Genomic DNA, 22,061 nt, shown 5'->3' with positions numbered 1-22,061 from the left:
ATGTCCACCACTGCGACCCGCACCATGGTCACCTCGGGGGCGTCCTCGCGACGCCCCCGGGGCACCGGTCCTCGACGGATCAGGAAGGTGCACGAGGGATCGCGGGCCGAAGCCACCACCGCGTGGCTGTTCCTCGCCCCGTTCCTCGCGATCTTCCTGCTCTTCACCGGCATCCCCGCCGTGCTCGCGATCGGGGCGAGCCTGACCGACATCAGCGCCCGCGACATCCGCGATCCGTTCAACGTGAACTTCACGGGCTTCCAGGGCTTCATCGACATCATCAACAACCCCGGATTCCAGAGCGCGTTCCTGAACACCGTGATGTTCGTGGTGATCTGCGTGCCGATCAGCATGGCCCTGGGCCTCGCCCTGGCGCTCATGCTCAACAACGGCATCCGTCGCCTGCGCAACTTCTTCCGGGCCGCGGCCTACGTGCCGGTGATCACCAACATCGTCGCCGCCGCCGTGATCTGGCAGTACGCGTTCTCGATCACCGGGCCGGTGAACACGACCCTCGCGGATCTGGGACTCGGAGCGCCGAACTGGCTCGGCGAGCCGGGCTGGGCCATCACCACCGTCGTGATGATGGGCGTGTGGCGCACGACCGGAACCTGCATGATCCTCTTCCTCGCCGGCCTCCAGGCCGTGCCGGAGGAGATCTACGAGGCCGCGGCCACCGACGGGGCGGGCGCCTGGCGCCGGCTCTGGTCGATCACGCTGCCGCTGCTGCGCCCGACGACCCTGCTCGTCACGGTGCTGCAGACGGTCTCGTTCCTCAACATCTTCGAAGAGCCGTACCTGCTCACCAAGGGCGGCCCGCTCGGATCCACCAAGTCGATCGCCGTCTGGGTGTACGAGCAGTTCGGGTTCGGCAACGTCTCCGCCTCGATGGCGGGATCGGTGCTGCTGCTCGTGCTCGTCGGAATCGTCGCGATCGTCCAGTTCAGAATCCTGAGGCCGAAACATTGAAAACTCTGTCTCCGACGCGTCAAGCGCTGAACTACACGGCGCTCACCGTCATCACCGTCTTCATGCTCCTGCCCTTCGTCTGGGTGTTCTTCGGATCGTTCAAGACGCAGGCCGAGTTCCTCGGCAACCCGGGGGCGTGGTTCCCGGAGTCGTTCCAGATCCAGAACTACATCCAGCTGTTCGCCGACCGCGGCTTCGGCACCTACATGCTCAACAGCATCGTGGTCTCGAGCGTCGCGATCGTGGGCAACGTGCTCTTCAGCGCGATGGCCGGGTATGCGCTCGCGAAGCTGCGCTTCCGCGGACGCGGCCTCGTGTTCCCGCTCGTGATCGCATCGATGATCGTGCCGTACGTGGCGCTCTTCGTGCCGCAGTTCGTGATCGTCGTGCAGATGGGCCTGGTGAACTCGCTCATCGCGATCATCCTGCCCGTGCTCGTGCTGCCGCTGTGCGTGTTCATCATGCGCCAGTTCGCGCACGGCGTGCCGTTCGAGCTCATGGAGGCCGCGCGTCTGGACGGCGCGGGGGAGGGCCGGATCTTCTTCCGGGTCTTCCTGCCGCTCACCGGTCCCGGCCTCGCGACCGTCGCGATCCTGTCGTTCCTCACCTCGTGGAACAACTTCCTCTGGCCGCTCGTCGTCGCCCAGTCGCAGGACACCTACACCGCGCCGGTCGGACTCTCGGTCGCGTCGCAGGCATCCAACACCATCTCCTTCGGTCTGCTGCTGGCCGGTGCGATGGTCGTGCTGCTGCCGATCCTCATCCTGTTCCTCTTCCTGCAGAAGTACTTCATCCAGGGCGTCGCCGCCACCGGTCTGAAGTGACCGCCGCGCCGTGACCCCTGCAGCGACCCCCTCGAAAGGACCCCTCCCATGGCCGTGAAGGACCTGAAGTTCGCCCTCAACGCGATCCAGTGGATCAACGTGAAGGAGGACCCGGAAGACCTCGAGAGCGCGAGTCTGTGGCGCTTCGCCGACCCCGCGTTCGTCGCCGAGTACCCCGATGTGCTCCGCGAGATCCGACAGGCCGGGTTCGGGGCCACGATGATGGAGGTGCTCGACACGCAGACCCTGCAGAACTACGCGGCGATGGTGCGGGAGTCGGGTCTGACCCTCGCCCCGGGGTACGTGCAGGTTCCGCTGGCGAGCGATCACGGCGGACGGCTCGAGCGCGGCACCTTCGAGCGCATCCACTGGTTCGACGCGGTGCGTCGCAAGGCCGAGGAATCGAACTACTTCGGGATCGGCACGATCTTCCTCGCCGCCGAGGTCGACCAGACGGCGATCCGCTGGCAGAAGCCGGCCATCGGCGCGGACTTCTCGCAGGATCGCCTCGATGAGCTCACCGACCTGATCGACGAGGCTGTCGACGTGCTGAACGCCGAGGGCGTGAAGCCCGGGCTGCACAACCACGTCGGCACCTGGATCGAGACGCAGCACGAGTACGAGCACGTGCTGAACGCGATCGACGCGCAGCGCCTGGGCGCGGCCTTCGACATCGGTCACCTGGAGTGGGCGGGCATCAGCGCGAAGGACACCATCGCGCGCTGGGTCGACCGCGTGCAGGATCTGCACCTGAAGGATCTCGACCTCGAACTCGCGCGGCGCAGCCGCGAAGAGGGACTGAGCTACGAGCGGGCGACCGACCTCGGACTCTACCTCGAGCCCGGGCTCGGGCAGGTCGACCTGCGGGGCACGCTCGAGCAGCTTCCCGAGGGCTGGGACGGCTGGGTGATCATCGAGGTCGATCGCGCCAGCATGGACCCGGTCGCCAGTGCCCACCACACGGCCCGCTGGGTCGCAGAGATCACGGAGTGACACGATGACACTCACCAGGGATCACTTCTCGCTCAACACCCTCCAGTGGATCACCGTCTCGCTCGGCGACTCGACGGGTGACCCGGGCAGCGTCGGATGGGAGTTCGACCGCCCGAGCTTCCTCGCCCGCCAGCCGATCGTGCTCGGTCAGGTGCGCGACGCCGGGTTCTCGTCGGTCATGCTCGAGGTGCTCCCGACCCAGACCCTGCAGGCGTACGCCCGCGTCGTCGCGGACTCGGGGCTGAAGGTCACACCCGGCTACGTGCACATCGGGCTCCCCGAGGAGTTCGGGCGCGATCACACGGGTGACGACGAGGCGCACTTCCGCTGGTTCGACGGCATCCGTCGGCGTGCCGAGGAGTCGCTGTACCTCGGTCTCGACCGCGTGTTCCTCGCGGCCGACATGGCCCCCGGGCGGCCGCGCATCGACGAGGCGGCGGCCTCCGGCCATGCCTTCGACGCCGCGCGGCTCGATCGGGTCGTGAACGTCATCGGCGAGGCGGCGGAGGTGCTGACGGCCGAGGGCGTGACGCCCGCGCTGCACAACCACGTCGGCACGTGGATCGAGACCGAGGCCGAGTACGACCACGTGCTCGACGCGATCTCGCCGTCCCTGCTCGCCGCCGGGCCCGACATCGGGCACCTCGCGTGGACGGGCACGGATGTCGTGGCCTGGGTCGCCGCGCACGCCGACCGCATCTCGGACCTGCACGTGAAGGACATGGATCTCGCGCTCGCGAAGACCGCGCGCGAGAAGAAGACGCCCTACTTCGACGTCATGGCCGAGCGCTTCTTCCTCGAGCCCGGGCTCGGCGACGTGCCGATCCGCGAGGCGCTCGCCGAGCTGCCGGACGATTTCGGCGGTACGGTTCTGATCGAGGTCGACAAGCCCAGCATGGAGCCGTTCGAGAGCGCGAAGACGAGCTGGGCGTGGATCGCCGAGAACTACCCCGCAGCGCCAACGGAGGCACATCGATGAGCACGCATCCCGTCACCCTGTTCACCGGCCAGTGGGCTGATCTGCCGTTCGAGGAGGTGGCCCGGCTCGCCGCCTCGTGGGGCTACGACGGGTTGGAGATCGCGGCATCCGGAGACCACCTCGACCTGCAGCGCGCGGACGAGGACGACGCCTATGCGGCCTCCCGCCTCGAGATCCTCGACCGCCACGGCCTGCAGGTCTTCGCGATCTCGAACCACCTCGCCGGTCAAGCGGTGTGCGATGCGCCGATCGACTTCCGCCATCAGGCGATCCTCCGCGACTACGTGTGGGGCGACGGCGAGGCCGAAGGCGTGCGTCAGCGTGCCGCCGACGACATGAAGCGCGCCGCGCGCGTGGCCCGCAAGCTCGGCGTCGACACCGTGGTCGGGTTCACCGGTTCGTCGATCTGGCCCTACGTGGCGATGTTCCCGCCGGTGCCCGAGTCGGTGATCGACGGAGGATTCGAGGACTTCGCGGCACGCTGGAACCCGATCCTCGATGTCTTCGACGCCGAGGGCGTGCGGTTCGCGCACGAGGTGCACCCGAGCGAGATCGCCTACGACTACTGGTCGTCGGTGCGGGCCCTCGAAGCGATCGACCACCGGGAGGCCTTCGGCTTCAACTGGGACCCCTCGCACATGATGTGGCAGAACATCGATCCGGTGGGTTTCATCGTCGACTTCGCCGACCGCATCTACCACGTCGACTGCAAGGACACCCGACTGCGCCCGCACAACGGACGCGCGGGCGTGCTCGGTTCGCACCTGCCCTGGGGCGACCCGCGCCGTGGCTGGGACTTCGTCTCGACCGGGCACGGTGACGTGCCCTGGGAGGATTCGTTCCGCGCGCTCGACGCCATCGGATACGCGGGCCCCATCTCGATCGAGTGGGAGGACGCCGGCATGGATCGTCTGCACGGCGCAGCGCAGGCCGTCGAGTACGTGCGGTCGCTGCTGTGGCCGAAGCCGACGGCCTCGTTCGACGCCGCATTCAGCAACCAGTGAGCTTCTGGCGCGATCGCTTCACGCGCGAAGCCCTGACCCGGTCGTTCGCCGCGCTGCGCATCCGCGACTACCGCCGATGGAGCATCGCGCAGCTGCTGTCGGCGGCGGGCGGGGCCGCCTCGCAGATCGCGATCGCGTGGCTCGTGGTCGAACTCGGGGGCGATGGGCTCGCGCTCGGTGCCGTGACGGCCTGCATGATGGTGCCGACGCTCGCCCTCGGCCCGTTCATCGGCGTGCTCGTGGATCGCCACTCGCGGCGCTCGGTGCTGCTGGTGACGGCCGTCGCACAGATGGCGGTGGCCGCCGTGCTGGCCGCGCTCGCCTTCGGCGGTGCACTCGAGATCTGGATGCTGATGGCGCTCTCGCTCGCGCACGGCCTCGCGTTCGCCGCCGACAACCCGGCGCGTCAGCTGCTGGTGCTCGACCTCGTCGGGCGCGAGCGCGTGACGAGCGCGGTGAGCATGAACGAGGTCATCATCAACGGCGCGCGGGTGCTGGGCCCCGCGGTGGCGGGAGTGCTGCTCGTGTTCGCGGATGCCGCGTGGTGCTTCGTCGTGAACGCCCTGGTGTTCGTGCCGTCGATCATCGTGCTGCTGACGCTGCGGCCGCGGTCGCGGCCGACGTCGGCTCCGGTGGTCGAGGAATCGGCCGCGCCCGACCCGCCGACGACGGGCGCCTGGCGGTTCGTGGCCCGCGCGCCTGCGGTGCGGCAGACGCTCCTGCTCGCCGTGTGCGCGGCGGCCGGGTACAACATCGCGGTCGTGATCCCCTTGATCGTCGCGAACGTCTTCCGCGCCGACGGCGGAACCTACGGGCTGCTGGCCGTCGCCTTCGGTCTGGGCGCGTTGCCCGGCGCATTCTTCTCGGCGACCGGGCCGACGACGCCGCGCGGCGGCGAGGTGCGGATGCTGGCGGCGCTGATGGGCCTGGCGGTGCTGCTGTCGGCGGCGGCACCCAGTCTGCCGCTGCTGTTCATCGGCCTCGCGGTGGTCGGGGCGATCGTGATGTGGTTCATCGCGCGCGCCAACGCGCTCGTCATGCTCTCGACCCCGACGCCGATCCGCGGCCGCGTCATGGGCATCTGGGCCATGGCGCTGCCGGGATCGACCGTCGTGACCGGCGTGCTCGTGGGTGCGCTCGCGCAACTCACCGACCCGCGCCTCGCCTACGCCGTCGTCGGGGCGGTCACGGTCGTCGTGGCCGCCCTCTCGTGGCGCGCCCTCGGGCGTCACGACACGGGCGGCGACGAGGTCAGCGGTCGCGCAGCCTGACCAAGCGCTCGTGCCCGGTCTCTTCGAGCTCGGCGATGTCGTCGCGGGACTTCAGGAAGTCCGAGAACGACCGGTAGCCGAGTCCCTTCTCGCTGAACGACGGATCCATGCGGCGCATGTGCGTCTTGACCGCCGAGCTGTGCAGCCACTCGTCGGCATCCGCCTTGTCGTGCCCCAGGCGCAGCGCCCGCTCGAGCAGCTGCGTCGCCTCGTTCTGCGGGTCGATCACGGGCTCGGGCGGCGGCGCGGCCGGTGCCGACTTGGCGCGACGCGAGCGGGTGCTCTTCTTGACCGTATCGGTCGGAGCCTCGGCCGCCGGCTCGGCCTCCGCTTCGGCCGTCTCGGCGGGCGCGGCGACGACCTCGGCCACCGGGGCGGCCTTGACGGGACGGTGCACGCCGGGGAGCGAGTCGTAGGCCTCGAACTCGTCGCAGGCCGCGGCCAGCGACTTCGCCGTGGACCCGGCGACGCCGACGCCGATCACGTACCGGCCGAGACGCTTGCAGCGCTGGGCGAGCGGCACGTAGTCGCTGTCGCCGGCGACGATCACCACGTGAGTGAGGTCGGGCAGGCGGAACATGTCTTCGACCGCATCGACCGCGAGACGGATGTCGGCGCCGTTCTTCGCGTATGCGGCGGCGGGGAACAGCTGCACCAGGTCGACCGCGCGGGCGACGAGCTGCGAGCGGTAGACCGCGTTCACGGGCGATGACCAGTCCGCGTAGGCGCGGGTGAGCACGAGCGTGCCGAAGGAGGCGGCGTAGTCGATGATCGCGCCGACCTCGATCATCGCGAGGCTCAGGCGTTCGGCGACCTCGGGATCGTTCGGGTTCTCGCTGATGCGCTGACGGTCCTTGCCGTAGGCGTTGCGACCGTGCACCCGGTCGTACCAGGAGATGACGATGTTGTCGAAGTCGAGGTAGACCGCGACGCGGACGTCGGTGGGCTCGGCCATGCTCAGGCCTGCTCGCCGGTCGACTCGCCGGGATAGCGGACGCCGATCTGACGGCGGATCTCGTCGAGCGTGCCCATGATCGCGACGGACTCGGCGAGCGGCAGGATGTCGCCGGCGAGGTTCCCCTCGCGCACGAGGCGTTCGGCGGCGAGAGCCTCGAACTGCATGCCGCGGCCGCCGGCCTCGGGGTCGAGACGCCCGTCGAACTCCTCGAGCACCGTGCCCTCGGGGTCGATCACGCGCAGCACCGACGGCGACCAGAAGAAGCGATCGATCTCGATGCGGGCCTTCGTGCCGAGGATCGTCGCGCGGTTCGGGCCAGCCGTGCGCGACGAGGAGAGCGTGGTCGAGACCGCGCCGCCCTCGTGGGTCATGACGGTCGCGACCTCGGCGTCGGCACCGGTCTCGATCAGACGCGCGACGCTGTGGATGCTGGTGGGCGCACCGAGGATGTCCCAGACGAACGAGATCGGGTAGATCGCCAGGTCGAGGAGGGCGCCCCCGCCGAGCTCGAGCGCGTTCAAACGGTGCTCGGGGTCGGAGGGCAGCAGCTGCGTGTGGTCGGCGCTCACCGAGCGCACCTCGCCGAGGATGCCGGAGGCGACGATCTCACGCGCGCGGATCATGTGCGGCAGATAGCGGGTCCACATCGCCTCGGTCGCGAGCAGACCGCGCTCTGCGGCGACGGCCTGCAGGTCGGCGGCCTCGGCCTGGTTCAGCGTGAAGGCCTTCTCGACGAGCACGTGCTTGCCGGCTTCGAGGGCCAGGCGCGCGTTCGCGTGGTGCATCGGGTGCGGGGTGGAGACGTAGATGATGTCGACGTCGGGATCGGCGACGAGCGCCTCGTAGGACGGGTGGGCGTGCGGGATGTCGAAGCGGGCGGCGAAGGCATCCGCCGATTCCTGCGAACGCGACCCCACGGCCACCAGGTCGAGACCCGCGGCGCGCAGATCGGAAGCGAACGAGCCGGCGATGCCGCCCGTCGCGAGGATTCCCCATCGAAGACCAGTCATGTCCCCAGCGTAGAGGGTGCCTGCGACACCGCGGACGTGCGGGGCGTATGTCGGTCTGTTGCGCCGCGTGACCCGCGGCTTCGCCGACCGAGCACGGGGCGATCCGCGCTCCTACCGTGGCGGGCATGACCGAACCACTCATCATCGGCGCCATGGTGCGCACCCTCGGCGCCTATCCCTCCGGCTGGCGTCACCCCGGCGCCCATCGCGATCCCGCCGGAGACGCCGCGGTGCTCCGACGCATCGCCGAGCTGGGCGAGGAGGCGGGTCTCGACTACCTCTTCTTCGGAGACTGGCTCGCGACCGGTCCGGATCTGGAGTTCCGCGACCCCTACCTGCTGGCGCGCATCGACCCGCTGAGCGCGGTGCTCTTCCTCGCCGGGGTCACCTCCTGGATCGGGCTGATCGCCACGGTCAACACGACCTACGCCGACCCCTACGCGACGGCCAGGGCGCTCGCCTCGCTCGACGTGCTCACCGGCGGTCGCGCCGGGGTGAACCTCGTCACCGGCGTCGAGCCGCGGGCGGCCGGCAACCACGGCCGCGACGCGCACGCCGACAACGAGAACCGCTACGACCGCGCCGAGGAGTTCGTCACGGCGCTCGACCGGCTGTGGGACTCGTGGAGCGCCGACGCCTGGATCGCGGATGCCGATCGCGGTGTGCTCATCGACCCCGACGGGCTCCGCGAGGCCGGGGTCGAGGGGGCGCACGTGCGCGTGACCGGCCCGTTGAACGTCGCGCGGCCCCCGCAGGGACGCCTGCCGATCGTGCACGCGGGCACCTCGCCGCGTTCGCGCGCGCTCGCCGCGACCGAGGCCGACCTCGCCCTCATCGCCGCGCCCTCACTGGCCGATGCGGTGGCGACGCGCACGGGCCTGCGTCTGCTCGCGGCCGAGGCCGGGCGTTCGCCGGAGGCCGTGCGGGTCATCGCCCCGGTGCTGCCCGTGGTCGGGGAGACGGATGCCGAGGCCCAGGCCATCGTGGTGCGGCTGCTCTCGCTCGTCCCGCTGGCCGAGGAGCATCAGCGATCTCGTCCGGCTTTCCCCGTGAACCGCTCGGTCACCGCCCTCGCGGATGCGCTCGGCGTCGCGGCCGACGACCCGCTCCGCTCCGCGGCCTTCGACGCCCCGGTGACCGCCGCCGAGGCCGAGCGACTGGGCGAGGAGGGAGCGGTGCTGATCGAGCGCCTCGCCCGCATCGCCGGACTCGAGATCTCCGGGTCCGCTCGCGGCACCTCGCTCACCTGGCGGCACCTGGTCGCCGCACACGCCGTTCCCGGTGCGTTCGTGGTGGGGAGCGCGGCATCCGTCGCCGACCACTTCGAGACGTGGCGCGACGCCGGCGCCGCCGACGGGTTCAACGTGCTCTCGGCCTTCCAGCCGGCGCAGTTCGAGGCGTTCACGCGTCTCGCGGCCCCCGAACTGCGCCGCCGCGGGCTGCTCGGACGCGAGGGATCGACCCTCCGGGAGCGCCTGAGTGTTACCCCGCGAGTCGGGTCGAGTCGGCTCGTGTCGAGCGGTGTCGACGCGTGACCGCACGGCCGCACGGCACCGATCGCTCTGCCTAACGTGAACCCCATCCCGCACCGCACACCCCTCCGGAGGACCCTCGCATGACACGTCGCATCACCCGCGTCGCCGCCCTCGCACTCCCGTTCGCCCTCGCGGCGAGCCTCGTCGCCTGCTCCTCGTCGCAGGCTCCGTCCGACGTGCCCACCGAGGCGGGCGACCCCGTCGAGGGCGGCACCCTCACCTACCTCGAGCACCAGGCCTACACGAACCTCTACCCGCCGCAGGCCGGCTTCTACCCCAACGGCGGCATCGTCAATAACATCGCCGCCCGGCTCACGTGGCAGAACCCGGAAACGCTCGAGATCGAGCCGTGGATCGCGGCCGACTGGACCGTGAACGACGACGCGACCGAGTACACGTTCGACCTCAAGCCCGATGTGACGTTCTCGGACGGCACCCCGGTCGACGCCGCGGTCGTGGCGAAGAACTTCGACACCTACGGCCTCGGCGATGCCGATCGCGGACTCACGATCTCCGAGGCGATCAACAACTACGCCAGCAGCGAGGTCGTCGACGACGACACCGTGACGTTCCGCTTCACGGCGCCGTCGCCCGGATTCCTGCAGGCGACCTCGACGATCAACTCCGGGCTGCTGTCGTCCGACACGCTCGACGGCACGATCGAGGACTTCGGGGCGGGCAACGCCGCCGACATCGTCGGCGCCGGCCCCTTCACCGTCTCGGACGAGAAGCTCGGCACCGAGTACACGCTTGCCGCGCGCGAGGACTACGCGTGGGCGCCGGAGAGCGCCGAGAACCAGGGCCGCCCCTACCTCGACGCGGTGCACGTGCTCATCACCCCCGAGGACTCGGTGCGCATCGGCTCGCTGCTCTCGGGTCAGGCCGACTACGTGCGCTACGTGCAGGCGTTCGACGAGGACCGCGTCGAGGCCGCGGGTTTCACGCTCTACGCCCCGCAGACCCGCGGCGTGAACAACTCGATCGCGCTGCGCCCCGAGAACCCGCTGCTCGCAGACATCCGCGTGCGCCAGGCGATCATCGCCGGCGTCGACGCGCAGGAGGTCGTCGACACGCTCTTCACCGAGAACTACCCGGTGGCGACGTCGGTGCTCTCGTCGCAGGCACTCGGCTACAAGGACGAGTCGGAGCACTACGCGTACGACCCCGAGAAGGCCGAGGAGCTGCTCGACGAGGCCGGGTGGGAGCCCGGAGCCGACGGCATCCGCGAGAAGGACGGCGAGCGCCTGTCGATCACCGTCTACGAAGCCAAGCCGCAGCCGCTGTCGAAGCAGTCGCTCGAACTGGTCGGCCAGCAGCTCGCGAAGATCGGCGTCGAACTCACCGTCAAGCCCGGCGACGCCGGCACCTACGCCGAAGACACGCGCGACCCGCTCAAGACCGGTTTCTACCACTCGATGGTCGGCCGGGCCGATCTCGACGTGATCAAGAGCCAGTACTTCACGAAGAACCGCGACGTGCTGATCTCGCAGGACGCCGAGCTCGACGCGCTGCTGCTCGCGATCGCCTCCGAACCCGACGTCGACGAGCGCGTCGCGGCCACCGAGGCCGCGCAGGACTACATCGCCGAGCAGGCGTACGTGATCCCGCTGTTCGAGGAGCCGCAGGTGTACGGCGCCGCCACCTACGTGCAGGGCGTGGACTTCGAGTCCGTCGCGCGTCCGACGTTCTCGGGCGTCTGGCTGCAGGAGCACTGATGACCTTCGTCCTCCGACGAGCCGGGCAGGCCGCGATCGTTCTGATCGCGGCCTTCACGGCCACCTTCTTCCTGCTGCAGCTGCTGCCGGGCGACGCCATCCTGATCAAGTTCTCGGACCCGAGCCTCGGGCTCTCTCCCGAACAGCTCGACAGCATCCGCGCCACCTACGGGGCGGACCTGCCCTGGTGGGAGCAGTACCTGCACGCGGGGCTGGGGTTCCTCGCGGGGGACTTCGGCTATTCGACCCAGTTCGGCACCCCGGTGCTGACGATGCTCGCCGAGGCGCTGCCGCAGACGCTGCTGCTCGCCTCGCTGGGCCTCGTGGTCGCGCTGCTGATCGCGGTGCTCGTCGCGGGACTGTCGTCGCTGTCACCGTTCGGGTGGCTGCGCGACGGTCTGCGGCAGGTGCCCGGGCTCTTCGTCGCGGTGCCGGTGTTCTGGCTCGGCATCCTGCTCATCCAGGTCTTCTCGTTCGGGCTCGGCTGGGTGCCGGTCGTGGGCGCGGATCCGGTGAGCGGCCTGATCCTTCCCGTGCTCACGCTCGCGGTGCCGATCTCGGCTCCGCTGGCGCAGGTGCTCGTGCGCGCGATCGATCAGGTGCAGGCGCAACCCTTCATCACGGTGGTGCGCGCCAAGGGGGCGCCGCCGGTGTGGGTGCTCACGCGCTCCGTGGCCCGCAACGCCGCTCTGCCGGTGCTCACGATCGCCGGCGTGCTGTTCGGCGAGCTGGTCGGCGGGGCGGTCGTGACCGAGACGGTGTTCGGACGCTCGGGCATCGGCCGGCTCACCGAGCAGGCCGTCGCCAACCAGGACATCCCGGTGCTGCAGGGGGTCGTGCTGCTGTCGGCGCTCGGCTTCGTCATCATCAGCTTCGCCGTCGACCTCGTCACGCCGCTCATCGATCCGCGGCAGCGACGCACGGGCCGTGGCCGCGCGCGACGGGCATCCGCCGCGTCGCCCGCCGCGCCCTCTCCGACCACCCAGGAGGTCCCCGCATGACCGTCTCCGTCTCACCCGCCGATACAGAGAACATCGGCACAGAGAACGCCGTCACGGAGAACGCCGTCATCGAGCAGGTAGCCGAGAAGACGGATGCCGCGGCCAACGAGTCCTCGCGGCGCCGCCGACGGTGGTCGCCGACTGCGCGTCCGTGGGGGCTGTATCTCTCCTTCCTCGTCGTCGCGCTCGCCGTGCTGTGGGCCGTGGTGCCCGGGGTCTTCGCGCCGGGCAGCCCGATCGATGCGGTGCCCGCCGATAAGCTGCTGCCGCCGAGCGCAGCGCACTGGTTCGGCACCGACACCCTCGGACGCGACCTCTTCGGCCGCGTCGTGCACGGCGCCGTCCACTCGCTCTCCGGCGCCCTGATCGCGGTGACCGTCGGCCTCGCCCTCGGCACCCTCATCGGTGCGGTCGCGGGGGCGCTGGGCGGGATGATCGACGACATCCTGATGCGGGTCGTCGACGTGCTCCTCGCGATCCCGGGCCTGCTGCTCTCGCTGTCGGTGATCATCCTGCTCGGGTTCGGCACCGTGAACGCGGCGATCGCCGTGGGTCTCGGCAGCGTCGCGGCGTTCGCGCGGCTCATGCGCGCCGAGGTCGCTCGGGTGCGGCGCACCGAGTACGTCGAGGCCGCCTACGGCAGCGGCGGCACGTTCGTCACCGTGCTGCGGCGGCACGTGCTGCCCAACTCGCTCACCCCGATCGCCGCGCTCGCCGCGTTGCAGTTCGGCACCGCGATCCTCGCGATCTCCACCCTCGGCTTCCTCGGCTACGGTGCCCCGCCGCCCACCCCCGAGTGGGGTCTGCTGATCGCCGAGGGCCGCAACTACGTCGCGACCGCCTGGTGGCTCACCGCGCTGCCCGGCCTCGTGGTCGTGGCCGTCGTGCTCAGCGCCAACAGGATCAGCCACCGTCTGGGAAGGAACGTCCGATGAGCGCAGCGCCTGACGATGCGTCTGATGAGTTCAGCCATCGTCTGGGAAGGAACGTCCGATGAGCGTGTTGAGCGTGCAGGATCTGAAGGTCTCCTACGGCGCCCGCGAGGTCGTCCACGGCGTCTCGTTCGAGATCGCCGAGGGTGAGACCCTCGCCCTCGTCGGCGAGTCGGGATCGGGCAAGTCCACGACCGCGCACGCGATCCTGGGTCTGCTCCCCGCCGGGGGACGGGTCGGCGGCGGCAGCGTGCGCCTCGGCGAGCTCGAGATCGCCGGCTGGAGCGATCGTGCCCTGCGCGGCATCCGCGGTCCGGAGATCGGCCTCGTGCCGCAGGATCCGGTGACCTCGCTCGATCCGGTGCGTCCGATCGGGGCGCAGGTCGAGGAGATCCTGCGGCTGCACGGTCACCGGGATCGCCGGGCCCGCCGCGCGCGGGTGATCGAACTGCTCGACCGGGTCGGCATCGACGATCCGGCGCTGCGCGCCCAGCAGTACCCGCACGAGCTCTCCGGCGGCATGCGCCAGCGCGTGCTGATCGCGACGGCGATCGCCCTGCGCCCCCGGCTGCTGATCGCCGATGAGCCGACGAGTGCGCTGGACGCCACGGTGCAGCGCCGCGTGCTCGACCTGCTCGACGAACTGCGCGAGGAGGAGGGCACCAGCATCCTGCTCGTCACCCACGACCTGGGTGTCGCGGCCGATCGCGCGCAGCGGATCGTCGTACTCAAGGACGGCCGCATCGTCGAGCAGGGCGAGAGCGGGCGGGTACTGGAGGCACCGACGGATGCCTGCACCCGCCGGCTCCTCGCCGACGCCCCCGCATTCACGACGGGCTTCCGGCGCCCCGAGGCGCCGCCGTTCCTGCGCGATGCGGCGGCGGTCGCGGCCGAGAAGCCCTATGCGATCGTCGCGTCGAACCTGGTCAAGGAGTTCCGGGTGGCGGGGCGCGAGCGCTTCTGCGCGGTCGACGACGTGTCCTTCCGGGTGCGCAAGGGCACCACGCACGCGCTGGTGGGGGAGTCCGGCTCGGGCAAGACCACGACCGCGCGTCTGGTCACGCGGTTCCTGCAACCGGACGCCGGCACGATCGAGGTCGACGGTGCGGATGTGACCGATGCATCACGGGAGCGCCTGCGGGCGCTGCGCCGGCGCATCCAGCTCGTCTATCAGAACCCGTTCGCCTCGCTCGATCCGCGGCAGCGGGTGGTCGACATCGTCGCCGAGCCGCTGCAGAGCTTCCGCGTCGGTACCCGGGCCGAACGGCGGGAGCGATCCCTCGCCCTGCTCGATCGGGTCTCGCTGCCGCAGGATCTCGCGCAGCGCCGACCGAGCGAGCTGTCGGGCGGTCAGCGCCAGCGCGTCGCGATCGCCCGTGCGCTCGCGATCGACCCGGAGATCGTCGTGCTCGATGAGGCGGTCTCGGCTCTCGACGTCACGGTGCAGGCCCGCATCCTCGAGCTGCTCGCCTCGCTGCAGAGCGAACTCGGACTCACCTACCTCTTCATCTCGCACGACCTCGCGGTGGTCCGCCGCATCAGCCACACGGTCTCGGTGATGCGGCACGGGCGCATCGTCGAGGAGGGCGCGACCGAAGAACTGTTCCACGACCCCCAGCACGACTACACCCGGGAACTGCTCGCCGCGGTCCCCGGCAGAACGGAGGTGCCCGCATGACGGCATCCGCTCCCACCGTCGCCTTCTTCACCCGGCTGCTCGACGATGCGCCACCGGCCGAGCGGTACGCGCTCGCGACCGCGCAGATCCAGCACGCGGAACGGCACGGGATCGGCCGCGCCTGGGTCGCGCAGCACCACTTCCACGCCGCGGAGGGCGGGCTGCCCTCGCCGCTCGTGTTCCTCGCGCACGTCGCCGCGCAGACCTCGCGCATCCGCCTCGGAACCGGGGTGGTGACGCTGCCGCTGGAGGATCCGGTGCGGGTGGCCGAGGATGCCGCGGTCGCCGATCTGCTCTCGGGCGGGCGGGTCGATCTCGGGCTCGGCAGCGGCGGCACCCCGTCGTCGTTCGTGCCCTTCGGGGAGGACGTGCGCGCGAAGGCCGCCACCTACGACCGCAAGCTCCAGGTGCTGGTCGATGCGCTGGAGGGGCGGGACGTCGGCGCGGGCAACGCGATCTATCCCGACACCTCCACGCTCGCCGAACGCGTCTGGCAGGCGACCTTCTCGGCTCCCGGTGGTCATCGCGCCGGCATCCGCGGGCACGGGCTGCTGCTCTCGCGCACGCAGCCGCGCTCGGCGGATGCGCCGCACGCGCCGCTGTCGGCGCTGCAGGATCCGATCATCGACACCTACCTCGCCGCGCTGCCCACCGGCGTCGCCCCGCGCATCACGGCGTCGCGCACGGTGTTCGTCGCCGATGACCGTGCCGAGGCGCTGCGCTTCGCCGAGGTCGGTCTGCGCCGCGCCGCCGAGGGGTTCCGGGCGCAGGGGCAGACGATCCCGGGCGACAGTCTCGACGAGCTGATCGCGGCGCTCGACACGCACCTCGGCACGCCCGAGCAGGTGGCCGAGTCGCTCGCCGCCGACACCACCCTCGCCCGGGCGACCGAGGTCGCCTTCCAGGTGCATTCCGTCGATGCCCCGCACGAGCACGTGCTGCGCTCGATCGAGCTCTTCGCGGGCGAGGTCGCCCCGGCTCTCGGCTACTCCGTGTCCCAGACGCTCACATCCCACACACTCGAGGAGAACAAATGACTCACGACGTCGTCGACCGGATCGTGGGGGTGACGCTGGAGCTGAACGCTCTGCGGCACCGTCGCCCCGTCACCCGCGATCAGCTGCAGGCGAGCTTCGATGCGCTGTTCGCCCCCGTCTCGGATGCGGAGGTGTCGCAGGCCGAGCGCGAGATCGTCGCGGCGTTCGCGACGGCTCTCGCCGGCGCCGACGACCCGACGGCGGCGTTCTACGCCGCACGGGCGCAGGAGGCGGATGCCGAGCGCTCGGCGGTCGCGCTCGCCGAGGCCGCGTCCGCCGCGGTCGCAGGACCGTTCGGCGCGTACACCGAGCTGGGTCTGCAGTCCGAGAACACCGATGGATCGCGCTACACCCCGTCGGATGCCGCGGTCGCCGCTCTCGGGGAGCGCCTCGCCGCGGCCCTCGCCCACGCGCACCTGCTCGTGCTGCGCCCGCGTGAGGCCTCGGGAGACGACCTGGGTCGTCTCGTCGAGGCGGGGTGGTCGGCCGACGGCATCATCACCCTCTCGCAGCTCGTCTCGTTCCTCGCGTTCCAGCAGCGCGTCGTCACCGGATTGAAGGTTCTCGCATGACATCTCCCACCTCCGTCGATGCCCGCACGGCCGGCCCGCTGCGCCACGCTGATTCGCCGCATCCGCACGCGTTCACGCGCGCGAACGTCGGGTGGACGCCGCACCTGGCGCCGCTCGCGGTCGAGGAGCTGACCGATCGCCACTATGAGGGGCTGGTCGATGCGGCGCGTGCGAAGAACGACTACTTCCGGCTGCTCGCGCGTGATCCCGAAGTGCTCAAGGCGCGCACGCTCGTCGACAACGACATCTTCTACAACGTGGCGGAGGGGTTGCCGCGCGCGGATCGCGAGCTCGCGGCGACGGCCGCCTCGCGCCGCAACGGGTGCGTGTTCTGCGCCTCGGTGCATTCCCGCTTCGCGGCGCACCACGGCAAGCGTCCCGACGACGTCGACCTCCTGCTCGATGAGGGCGTGGGCGCGGATCTCGGAGAGCGGTGGAACGCGATCGTCGCGGCATCCGTCGCGCTGACCGACACCCCCAGCGCTTTCGGGGTGGCGGAAGTGGAGCGGCTGCGCGCGGCGGGGCTCGACGATCTCGAGATCGCCGACGTCATCCACGGTGCGGCGTTCTTCAACTGGGCGAACCGCCTGATGCTCTCGATCGGCCGGGCGGTCGCGCCGAGCGACTGAGGTCTCGCGCCCTACGGCACCAGCACGATCTTGCCCGCGACGTGCGCCTCGACGAGTTCGTGGGCCCGGGCGGCCTCGGCGAGGGGCAGCTCGGGTCCGAGCTCGATCACGAAGTCGCCGCTCGCGAGGAGTTCGATGGTCTTCGGCAGCGCCTCGGCGCGCCAGGCCTGCTCCTCGTCGGTGAGCGGGACCGGCGAGCCGCCCGAGAAGGCACGGATACCGAATGATGCGGCGTCCGGTCCGCGCACGATCGTGCCGATGCGGTCGCGGTCGGCGACGAGCGCGAGTGACACCTCGATGGCTTCGTCGGTGCCGGCGCCGTCGAACACGACGGTGACGTCGGACGGTGCGGCGTCGCGCACGCGTTCGAGCAGGCCGTCGCCGTAGGCCACGGGGATCGCGCCGAGCTCGCGCAGCTGCGCGTGGCGCGAGGGGCTGGCGGTCGCGATCACGGTCGCGCCCCACGCCACGGCGAACTGCACGGCGGCCTGGCCGACGGCGCCGGAACCCGCGTGCACGAGCAGCACGTCGTCGGGGCCCACGGCGAGCGAGCGCAGCACCTGGTAGGCGGTGCCGGCGGGGATGCCGATGCCGGCGCCCTCCGCGGCGGTCACCGCGTCGGGCAGGAGGGCGAGGTGCTCGGGGCGCACGAGCAGGGCCGACGCGTAGGTGCCGTGGGCGTCGCGGATCGCGACCCGGTCGCCGACCGCGAAGCCTTCCACACCGTCGCCGACCTGATCGACGACACCCGCACCGTCGAAGCCGACCGGGCGGGGTTCGGTGATGGGCGGCGAGGGGCGGCGTCCGCCGCGGATCTTCGCGTCGATCGGGTTGACGCCCGCGGCTTCGATGCGCACGACGATCTCGCCGGGACCGGCGAGGGGATCGGGCACCTCCGTGAGGTGGAGGACGTCGGGGGAGCCGATTTCGGTGTAGACGATCGCGCGAGCCATGCCCTCAGGCTACCCGCGCTACTTCCCCGCGAGGGCCTTCATGATGCGCTGCGGCGACACGGGCTGCGCGGTGCCGAGGCGCTGGGCGAACACGCTCACCCGGTACTCCTCCAGTAGCCAGCGGGTCTCGACGAGCGACGCAGCGGCACCGCGGGGGAGCGGGATCGTTCCCCCGGCATCCTCGAAGGCCTTCGCCATCCGTTCGTACTCGCTCATGCGCGTGCGGTCCTTGCCGGGTTCCGACGAGAGGGTCTTCAACCGGTCGACCATGCCGCTGAGGTAGCGGGGGAAGTGCGCGATCCGGTCGACGCCGGCGGCCGACACGAAGCCCGGATGCAGAAGCCCCGAGAGCTGCGTGCGGATGTCGTTCAACGGCCCGAGGAGGGCGAGGGAGTTCTGCGACTTGATGCCGCGCTCGACCTCGCGCGACTGCGTGAGGATGCGGGCGACGAGCGAGACGCATGCGAACAGCTCGTCGACGAGCGCGGCCGACACGGCATCCCGCACCCGCCCGAAGTCTGCCTCGGTGCGCACGACGCCGACACCCCCGGTCGCTGAGCCTGTCGAAGCGTCGATCACCTTGCGGGCCACGGCCGCACGGCAGTCCTCGATGAGCGCGGCCGCCGACGGGTACGGCGAGGCCGCGAGGGCGAGCTTCTCCTGGCTGGTGAGGTGCTGCTGCACGTACGACGAGGGCGACGGCACGGCCAGCAGCACGAGACGCAGCACGCCGTCACGGGTGGCGTCGGCCGCGGCATCCGCCGATGACTCCACGCGCACCGCGACGCTCTTGCCCTCGTCGACGATCGCCGGGTAGCCGCGCACGACGCCACCGGCGACGCGCGTATCGAGCACCTCGGGAAGGTCGCCGAACGTCCAGGCGGTGAGACCCGCCTGCTCGATCGGACCCCGAGCGGATGCCGCGGCCACCGCCTCGGAACCGCCCCGTGCGCGCGGCCCGCGTTCGGGCTTCGCGATCGAGCGCGCGACGCTGCTGCGCGCGCGATCGGAGAGTTCCGCCTGCAGGGTCGTGAGGTCGCGGTGGGAACCGGCCACGCGCCCGCGCTCGTCGACCGCACGGAAGTTCATGCGCAGATGAGCGGGCACCCGCTCGTCTTCGAAGTCGGCGGCCGAGACGAGCTGGTTCGCGAGGGGCTGGATCAGGCGCGCGAGCGCCTCCTTCAACGACCTGTTCGGGCGACCGTCGTGGTCTTCGGGTCCCTGGCCCGCGAGCTCGGCGCCGAACTTGTCGGCCCAGTCGGCGGCGGGCACGACGTGACGCCGGATCGCCTTCGGCAGCGCCCGCAGCAGGCCCGTGATGAGTTCGGCGCGCAGCCCCGGCACCTGCCAGTCGAACCCGGTGTCCTCGATCTGGGCGAGCAGGGCGAGCGGCACCACGACACTCACGCCGTCATCGGCGGCGCCCGGCTCGAACCGGTAGGCGAGGCCGAGCACCTGGTCGCCCTGCGTCCAGCGGGTGGGGAACTCGCTCTGCGAGGCCCGCCCGTCGTCGTCGATCAGGTCGGCCTCGCGCATGACGAGGAGCTTCGGCGTCGTCGTCAGCGCCTCCCGCCACCACGTCTCGAACGACCGCACGTCGAAGACCTCGGCCGGGATGCGCTCGTCGTAGAAACGGAACACCGCCTCGTCACCGGCGAGGATGTCGCGGCGGCGCTCGCGCTCCTCGAGCTTCTCGAGACGCTTGCGCAGCTCGGCGTTGCTGCGCCAGAACGCGCTCACGCGCTTGTCGATGCGGCTCGGATCCCACTCGCCCTCGACGAGTGCGTGCCGTACGAACAGCTCGCGCGAGGCCGCGCGGTCGATGCGCGCGAACTGCACGCGCCTGCGCGGAATGATCTCGAGGCCGAACAGCGTCACCTTCTCGTAGGCGACGGCGGCGCCGGCATCCTTCGACCAGTGCGGCTCGGTGACCTGGCGCTTGGCGAGGTCGCCGGCGAGCGGCTCGGCCCACGCCGGATCGATCGCGGCGACGGTACGGGCGAAGGTGCGCGAGGTCTCGACGATCTCGGCCGCGATGACCGCGCGCGGGCTCTTCTTGCGCAGACCCGACCCCGGGAAGATCGAGAAGCGGATGCCGCGCGCTCCCCGGTACTCGGCGATGCGGCGCCCCTTGTCCTTCGCGGGTGCGTGCGTCTTGCCGGCGGGGGCGGTGCGCTCGTCGAGGAGACCGATCTGCGAGAGGAGTCCCGCGAGGATCGCCCGGTGGATCGCATCGGGATCGCTGCTGCCGTCGCCCTTCGGCTCGGCGCTCTTCACCAGCGTCTTGAGCTGACGGTGCACGTCGAACCACTCCCGCACGCGCACGTAGTTGAGGTGCTCGGAGCGGCAGAGGCGGCGGAATGCGCTGGATCCGAGCTCGCGCTGCTGTTCGCGCAGGTGGTTCCAGAGGTTGAGCAGGGTGATGAAGTCGCTGGTCGGGTCGACGAAGCGCGCGTGCAGCCGGTCGGCCTCCTCGCGGCGCTCCTCCGGTCGCTCGCGGACGTCTTGGATCGTCATGCCCGAGACGATCGGCAGCAGATCGTGGGTGACGCCGTGGCGCCCGGCCTCGATCAGCATGCGGGCGAAGCGCGGGTCGATCGGCATGCGCGAGATGTCGCGGCCGATGCGCGTGAGGTGCGGGGACCCGTCGCGCCGCGACGGTTCGACCGCACCGAGTTCGGTGAGCAGGTCGAACGCCGCTTTCACACCGCGCGAGTCGGGCGGGGTGAGAAAGGGGAAGTCCGAGATGTCGCCGAATCCGAGCGACAGCATCTGCAGGATGACGGAGGCGAGCGAGGTGCGCAGGATCTCGGGCTCGGTGAACTCCGGCCGCTTGGCGAAGTCGTCCTCCGAGTACAGGCGGATCGCGATGCCGTCGCTCGTGCGACCGGCGCGACCGGAGCGTTGGTTCGCGGATGCCTGCGAGATCGCCTCGATCGGCAGACGCTGCACCTTCGATCGGTTGCTGTAGCGCGAGATGCGGGCGGTGCCGGTGTCGATCACATAGCGGATGCCGGGAACCGTGAGGCTCGTCTCGGCGACGTTCGTCGCGAGGATCACGCGGCGGCGGACACCCGCCACTCGGCTGCGCTCGAACACGCGGTGCTGCTCCGCGGCGGAGAGGCGCCCGTACAGGGGGAGCACCTCGGTGGGGGAGCGGTCCTTCGAATACGCGCCCCGCACGGCGTCGGCGGCGTCGCGGATCTCGGCTTCGCCGGGGAGGAAGACCAGCACGTCGCCAGGCTCCTCGCGGTCGAGTTCGCGGAGCGCCGCGACGATCGCCGAGACCTCGTCCTCGGGCTCGCCGCCCGCTGCGGGAACGGGAGCGGCGGCATCCGCCTCGTCGTCGTCGCCGTCGGCGACCAGCGGGCGGTAGCGGATCTCGACCGGATAGGTGCGGCCGGAGACCTCGATGATCGGCGCCGGCACTCGGTCGTCCCCGGGGCCGGGAGCGGAGAAGTGCTTCGCGAAACTCTCGGGGTCGATCGTCGCCGAGGTGATGATCACCTTGAGGTCGGGGCGTTCGGGCAGGATGCGCGCGAGGTAGCCGAGCAGGAAGTCGACGTTGAGGGAGCGCTCGTGCGCCTCGTCGATGATGATCGTGTCGTAGCGGGTGAGCAGCCGGTCGCGGTGGATCTCGTTGAGCAGGATGCCGTCGGTCATCAGCGCGATGCGGGTGTCGTCGGACACCTTGTCGGTGAAGCGCACCTTGTAGCCGACGAGGGTGCCCAGCTCGACCTGCAGCTCCTCGGCGACGCGCTCCGCGATCGTGCGGGCGGCGAGACGTCGCGGCTGCGTGTGCGCGATGCGCTCGCGCCCCAGTTCGAGGGCGATCTTGGGGAGCTGCGTGGTCTTGCCCGAACCCGTGGCACCGGCCACGATCACGACCTGGTGGTCGCGGATGGCGTCGGCGATCTCCGCCCGGGCCGCGCTGACGGGCAGCTCCGGGGGGAAGGAGATCACGGGAGAGGACATAGCCCTTCATCGTATGCCGACCTCGA

Annotated in this window: 18 protein-coding genes; 14 read left to right on the top strand and 4 right to left on the bottom strand. The window is 70.8% G+C overall.

Features of this window, described 5'->3' with window-relative positions:
* From ACZ5Y9_RS13005 to ACZ5Y9_RS12980, 6 genes are read left to right on the top strand one after another with little or no spacing between them, the layout of a single operon-like run.
* Nucleotides 1-969: a carbohydrate ABC transporter permease gene (locus tag ACZ5Y9_RS13005; protein WP_464471528.1), complete on the top strand. Its 969-nt coding sequence runs from the start codon at nucleotides 1-3 to the stop codon at nucleotides 967-969.
* Nucleotides 966-1,793: a carbohydrate ABC transporter permease gene (locus tag ACZ5Y9_RS13000; protein ID WP_247624917.1), complete on the top strand. Its 828-nt coding sequence runs from the start codon at nucleotides 966-968 to the stop codon at nucleotides 1,791-1,793. Before ACZ5Y9_RS13005 ends, ACZ5Y9_RS13000 begins: the two co-directional genes overlap by 4 nt.
* Nucleotides 1,794-1,841: 48 nt before the next feature.
* Nucleotides 1,842-2,786: a sugar phosphate isomerase/epimerase family protein gene (locus ACZ5Y9_RS12995; protein ID WP_464471527.1), complete on the top strand. Its 945-nt coding sequence runs from the start codon at nucleotides 1,842-1,844 to the stop codon at nucleotides 2,784-2,786.
* Nucleotides 2,787-2,790: 4 nt separating this feature from the next.
* The gene (locus tag ACZ5Y9_RS12990; protein ID WP_247956616.1) at nucleotides 2,791-3,765 is read left to right on the top strand and encodes a sugar phosphate isomerase/epimerase family protein; all 975 of its coding nucleotides are present in this window, start codon (nucleotides 2,791-2,793) and stop codon (nucleotides 3,763-3,765) included.
* Nucleotides 3,762-4,769 (top strand): sugar phosphate isomerase/epimerase family protein, encoded by a 1,008-nt coding sequence (locus ACZ5Y9_RS12985; RefSeq protein WP_247634263.1) that lies wholly within the window; start codon nucleotides 3,762-3,764, stop codon nucleotides 4,767-4,769. The genes ACZ5Y9_RS12990 and ACZ5Y9_RS12985 overlap by 4 nt, the downstream gene beginning before the upstream one ends.
* Nucleotides 4,766-6,040: an MFS transporter gene (locus tag ACZ5Y9_RS12980; protein WP_464471526.1), complete on the top strand. Its 1,275-nt coding sequence runs from the start codon at nucleotides 4,766-4,768 to the stop codon at nucleotides 6,038-6,040. The genes ACZ5Y9_RS12985 and ACZ5Y9_RS12980 overlap by 4 nt, the downstream gene beginning before the upstream one ends.
* Here ACZ5Y9_RS12980 and ACZ5Y9_RS12975 read toward each other — a convergent pair.
* Nucleotides 6,021-6,995 (bottom strand): NYN domain-containing protein, encoded by a 975-nt coding sequence (locus ACZ5Y9_RS12975; protein ID WP_247956613.1) that lies wholly within the window; start codon nucleotides 6,993-6,995, stop codon nucleotides 6,021-6,023. The genes ACZ5Y9_RS12980 and ACZ5Y9_RS12975 overlap by 20 nt on opposite strands.
* Before the next feature lie 2 nt (nucleotides 6,996-6,997).
* Complete coding sequence (locus tag ACZ5Y9_RS12970; protein ID WP_464471525.1) at nucleotides 6,998-8,008, bottom strand: Gfo/Idh/MocA family protein; 1,011 nt, start codon at nucleotides 8,006-8,008, stop codon at nucleotides 6,998-7,000.
* Between the two features lie 125 nt (nucleotides 8,009-8,133).
* On the opposite strand from ACZ5Y9_RS12970, the gene ACZ5Y9_RS12965 reads away from it, so the two are divergent.
* From ACZ5Y9_RS12965 to ACZ5Y9_RS12930, 8 genes are all read left to right on the top strand, one after another.
* Complete coding sequence (locus ACZ5Y9_RS12965) at nucleotides 8,134-9,543, top strand: NtaA/DmoA family FMN-dependent monooxygenase (RefSeq protein ID WP_464471524.1); 1,410 nt, start codon at nucleotides 8,134-8,136, stop codon at nucleotides 9,541-9,543.
* 80 nt (nucleotides 9,544-9,623) lie between these two features.
* The gene (locus tag ACZ5Y9_RS12960; protein WP_464471523.1) at nucleotides 9,624-11,258 is read left to right on the top strand and encodes a TIGR04028 family ABC transporter substrate-binding protein; all 1,635 of its coding nucleotides are present in this window, start codon (nucleotides 9,624-9,626) and stop codon (nucleotides 11,256-11,258) included.
* Nucleotides 11,258-12,259 (top strand): ABC transporter permease, encoded by a 1,002-nt coding sequence (locus ACZ5Y9_RS12955; protein ID WP_464471522.1) that lies wholly within the window; start codon nucleotides 11,258-11,260, stop codon nucleotides 12,257-12,259. Before ACZ5Y9_RS12960 ends, ACZ5Y9_RS12955 begins: the two co-directional genes overlap by 1 nt.
* Nucleotides 12,256-13,194, top strand: a complete 939-nt coding sequence (locus ACZ5Y9_RS12950) for an ABC transporter permease (RefSeq protein WP_464471521.1) — start codon at nucleotides 12,256-12,258, stop codon at nucleotides 13,192-13,194. Before ACZ5Y9_RS12955 ends, ACZ5Y9_RS12950 begins: the two co-directional genes overlap by 4 nt.
* A 58-nt stretch (nucleotides 13,195-13,252) precedes the next feature.
* Nucleotides 13,253-14,869: a dipeptide ABC transporter ATP-binding protein gene (locus tag ACZ5Y9_RS12945; RefSeq protein ID WP_464471520.1), complete on the top strand. Its 1,617-nt coding sequence runs from the start codon at nucleotides 13,253-13,255 to the stop codon at nucleotides 14,867-14,869.
* The gene (locus tag ACZ5Y9_RS12940) at nucleotides 14,866-15,906 is read left to right on the top strand and encodes a putative FMN-dependent luciferase-like monooxygenase (protein ID WP_464471519.1); all 1,041 of its coding nucleotides are present in this window, start codon (nucleotides 14,866-14,868) and stop codon (nucleotides 15,904-15,906) included. The genes ACZ5Y9_RS12945 and ACZ5Y9_RS12940 overlap by 4 nt, the downstream gene beginning before the upstream one ends.
* Nucleotides 15,903-16,478: a CMD domain protein gene (locus ACZ5Y9_RS12935; RefSeq protein WP_464471518.1), complete on the top strand. Its 576-nt coding sequence runs from the start codon at nucleotides 15,903-15,905 to the stop codon at nucleotides 16,476-16,478. The genes ACZ5Y9_RS12940 and ACZ5Y9_RS12935 overlap by 4 nt, the downstream gene beginning before the upstream one ends.
* Complete coding sequence (locus tag ACZ5Y9_RS12930) at nucleotides 16,475-17,107, top strand: alkylhydroperoxidase domain protein (RefSeq protein ID WP_464471517.1); 633 nt, start codon at nucleotides 16,475-16,477, stop codon at nucleotides 17,105-17,107. The genes ACZ5Y9_RS12935 and ACZ5Y9_RS12930 overlap by 4 nt, the downstream gene beginning before the upstream one ends.
* A gap of 11 nt (nucleotides 17,108-17,118) precedes the next feature.
* On the opposite strand, the gene ACZ5Y9_RS12925 is transcribed toward ACZ5Y9_RS12930, so the two are convergent.
* Together ACZ5Y9_RS12925 and hrpA are read right to left on the bottom strand one after the other, a co-directional pair.
* Entirely contained in the window at nucleotides 17,119-18,060 is a 942-nt protein-coding gene (locus ACZ5Y9_RS12925) for a quinone oxidoreductase family protein (protein ID WP_247624902.1), read from the bottom strand.
* Nucleotides 18,061-18,078: 18 nt separating this feature from the next.
* Nucleotides 18,079-22,035 carry an ATP-dependent RNA helicase HrpA gene (gene hrpA, locus ACZ5Y9_RS12920; protein WP_464471516.1) on the bottom strand — a complete coding sequence of 1,319 codons (3,957 nt, stop codon included), beginning with the start codon at nucleotides 22,033-22,035 and terminating at the stop codon, nucleotides 18,079-18,081.
* Nucleotides 22,036-22,061: the final 26 nt, after the last annotated feature.

It is taken from the genome of Microbacterium sp. T3-8, from assembly GCF_055398145.1.
This window is presented reverse-complemented; position numbering and strand designations above follow the sequence as displayed.

Coding starts and splice junctions, on each gene's coding strand:
- ACZ5Y9_RS13005 (WP_464471528.1), top strand. CDS start 1: ATGTCCACCACTGCGACCCGCACCATGGTCACCTCGGGGGCGTCCTCG.
- ACZ5Y9_RS12995 (WP_464471527.1), top strand. CDS start 1,842: ATGGCCGTGAAGGACCTGAAGTTCGCCCTCAACGCGATCCAGTGGATC.
- ACZ5Y9_RS12990 (WP_247956616.1), top strand. CDS start 2,791: ATGACACTCACCAGGGATCACTTCTCGCTCAACACCCTCCAGTGGATC.
- ACZ5Y9_RS12985 (WP_247634263.1), top strand. CDS start 3,762: ATGAGCACGCATCCCGTCACCCTGTTCACCGGCCAGTGGGCTGATCTG.
- ACZ5Y9_RS12975 (WP_247956613.1), bottom strand. CDS start 6,995: ATGGCCGAGCCCACCGACGTCCGCGTCGCGGTCTACCTCGACTTCGAC.
- ACZ5Y9_RS12970 (WP_464471525.1), bottom strand. CDS start 8,008: ATGACTGGTCTTCGATGGGGAATCCTCGCGACGGGCGGCATCGCCGGC.
- ACZ5Y9_RS12965 (WP_464471524.1), top strand. CDS start 8,134: ATGACCGAACCACTCATCATCGGCGCCATGGTGCGCACCCTCGGCGCC.
- ACZ5Y9_RS12960 (WP_464471523.1), top strand. CDS start 9,624: ATGACACGTCGCATCACCCGCGTCGCCGCCCTCGCACTCCCGTTCGCC.
- ACZ5Y9_RS12955 (WP_464471522.1), top strand. CDS start 11,258: ATGACCTTCGTCCTCCGACGAGCCGGGCAGGCCGCGATCGTTCTGATC.
- ACZ5Y9_RS12950 (WP_464471521.1), top strand. CDS start 12,256: ATGACCGTCTCCGTCTCACCCGCCGATACAGAGAACATCGGCACAGAG.
- ACZ5Y9_RS12945 (WP_464471520.1), top strand. CDS start 13,253: ATGAGCGTGTTGAGCGTGCAGGATCTGAAGGTCTCCTACGGCGCCCGC.
- ACZ5Y9_RS12940 (WP_464471519.1), top strand. CDS start 14,866: ATGACGGCATCCGCTCCCACCGTCGCCTTCTTCACCCGGCTGCTCGAC.
- ACZ5Y9_RS12935 (WP_464471518.1), top strand. CDS start 15,903: ATGACTCACGACGTCGTCGACCGGATCGTGGGGGTGACGCTGGAGCTG.
- ACZ5Y9_RS12930 (WP_464471517.1), top strand. CDS start 16,475: ATGACATCTCCCACCTCCGTCGATGCCCGCACGGCCGGCCCGCTGCGC.
- ACZ5Y9_RS12925 (WP_247624902.1), bottom strand. CDS start 18,060: ATGGCTCGCGCGATCGTCTACACCGAAATCGGCTCCCCCGACGTCCTC.
- hrpA (WP_464471516.1), bottom strand. CDS start 22,035: ATGTCCTCTCCCGTGATCTCCTTCCCCCCGGAGCTGCCCGTCAGCGCG.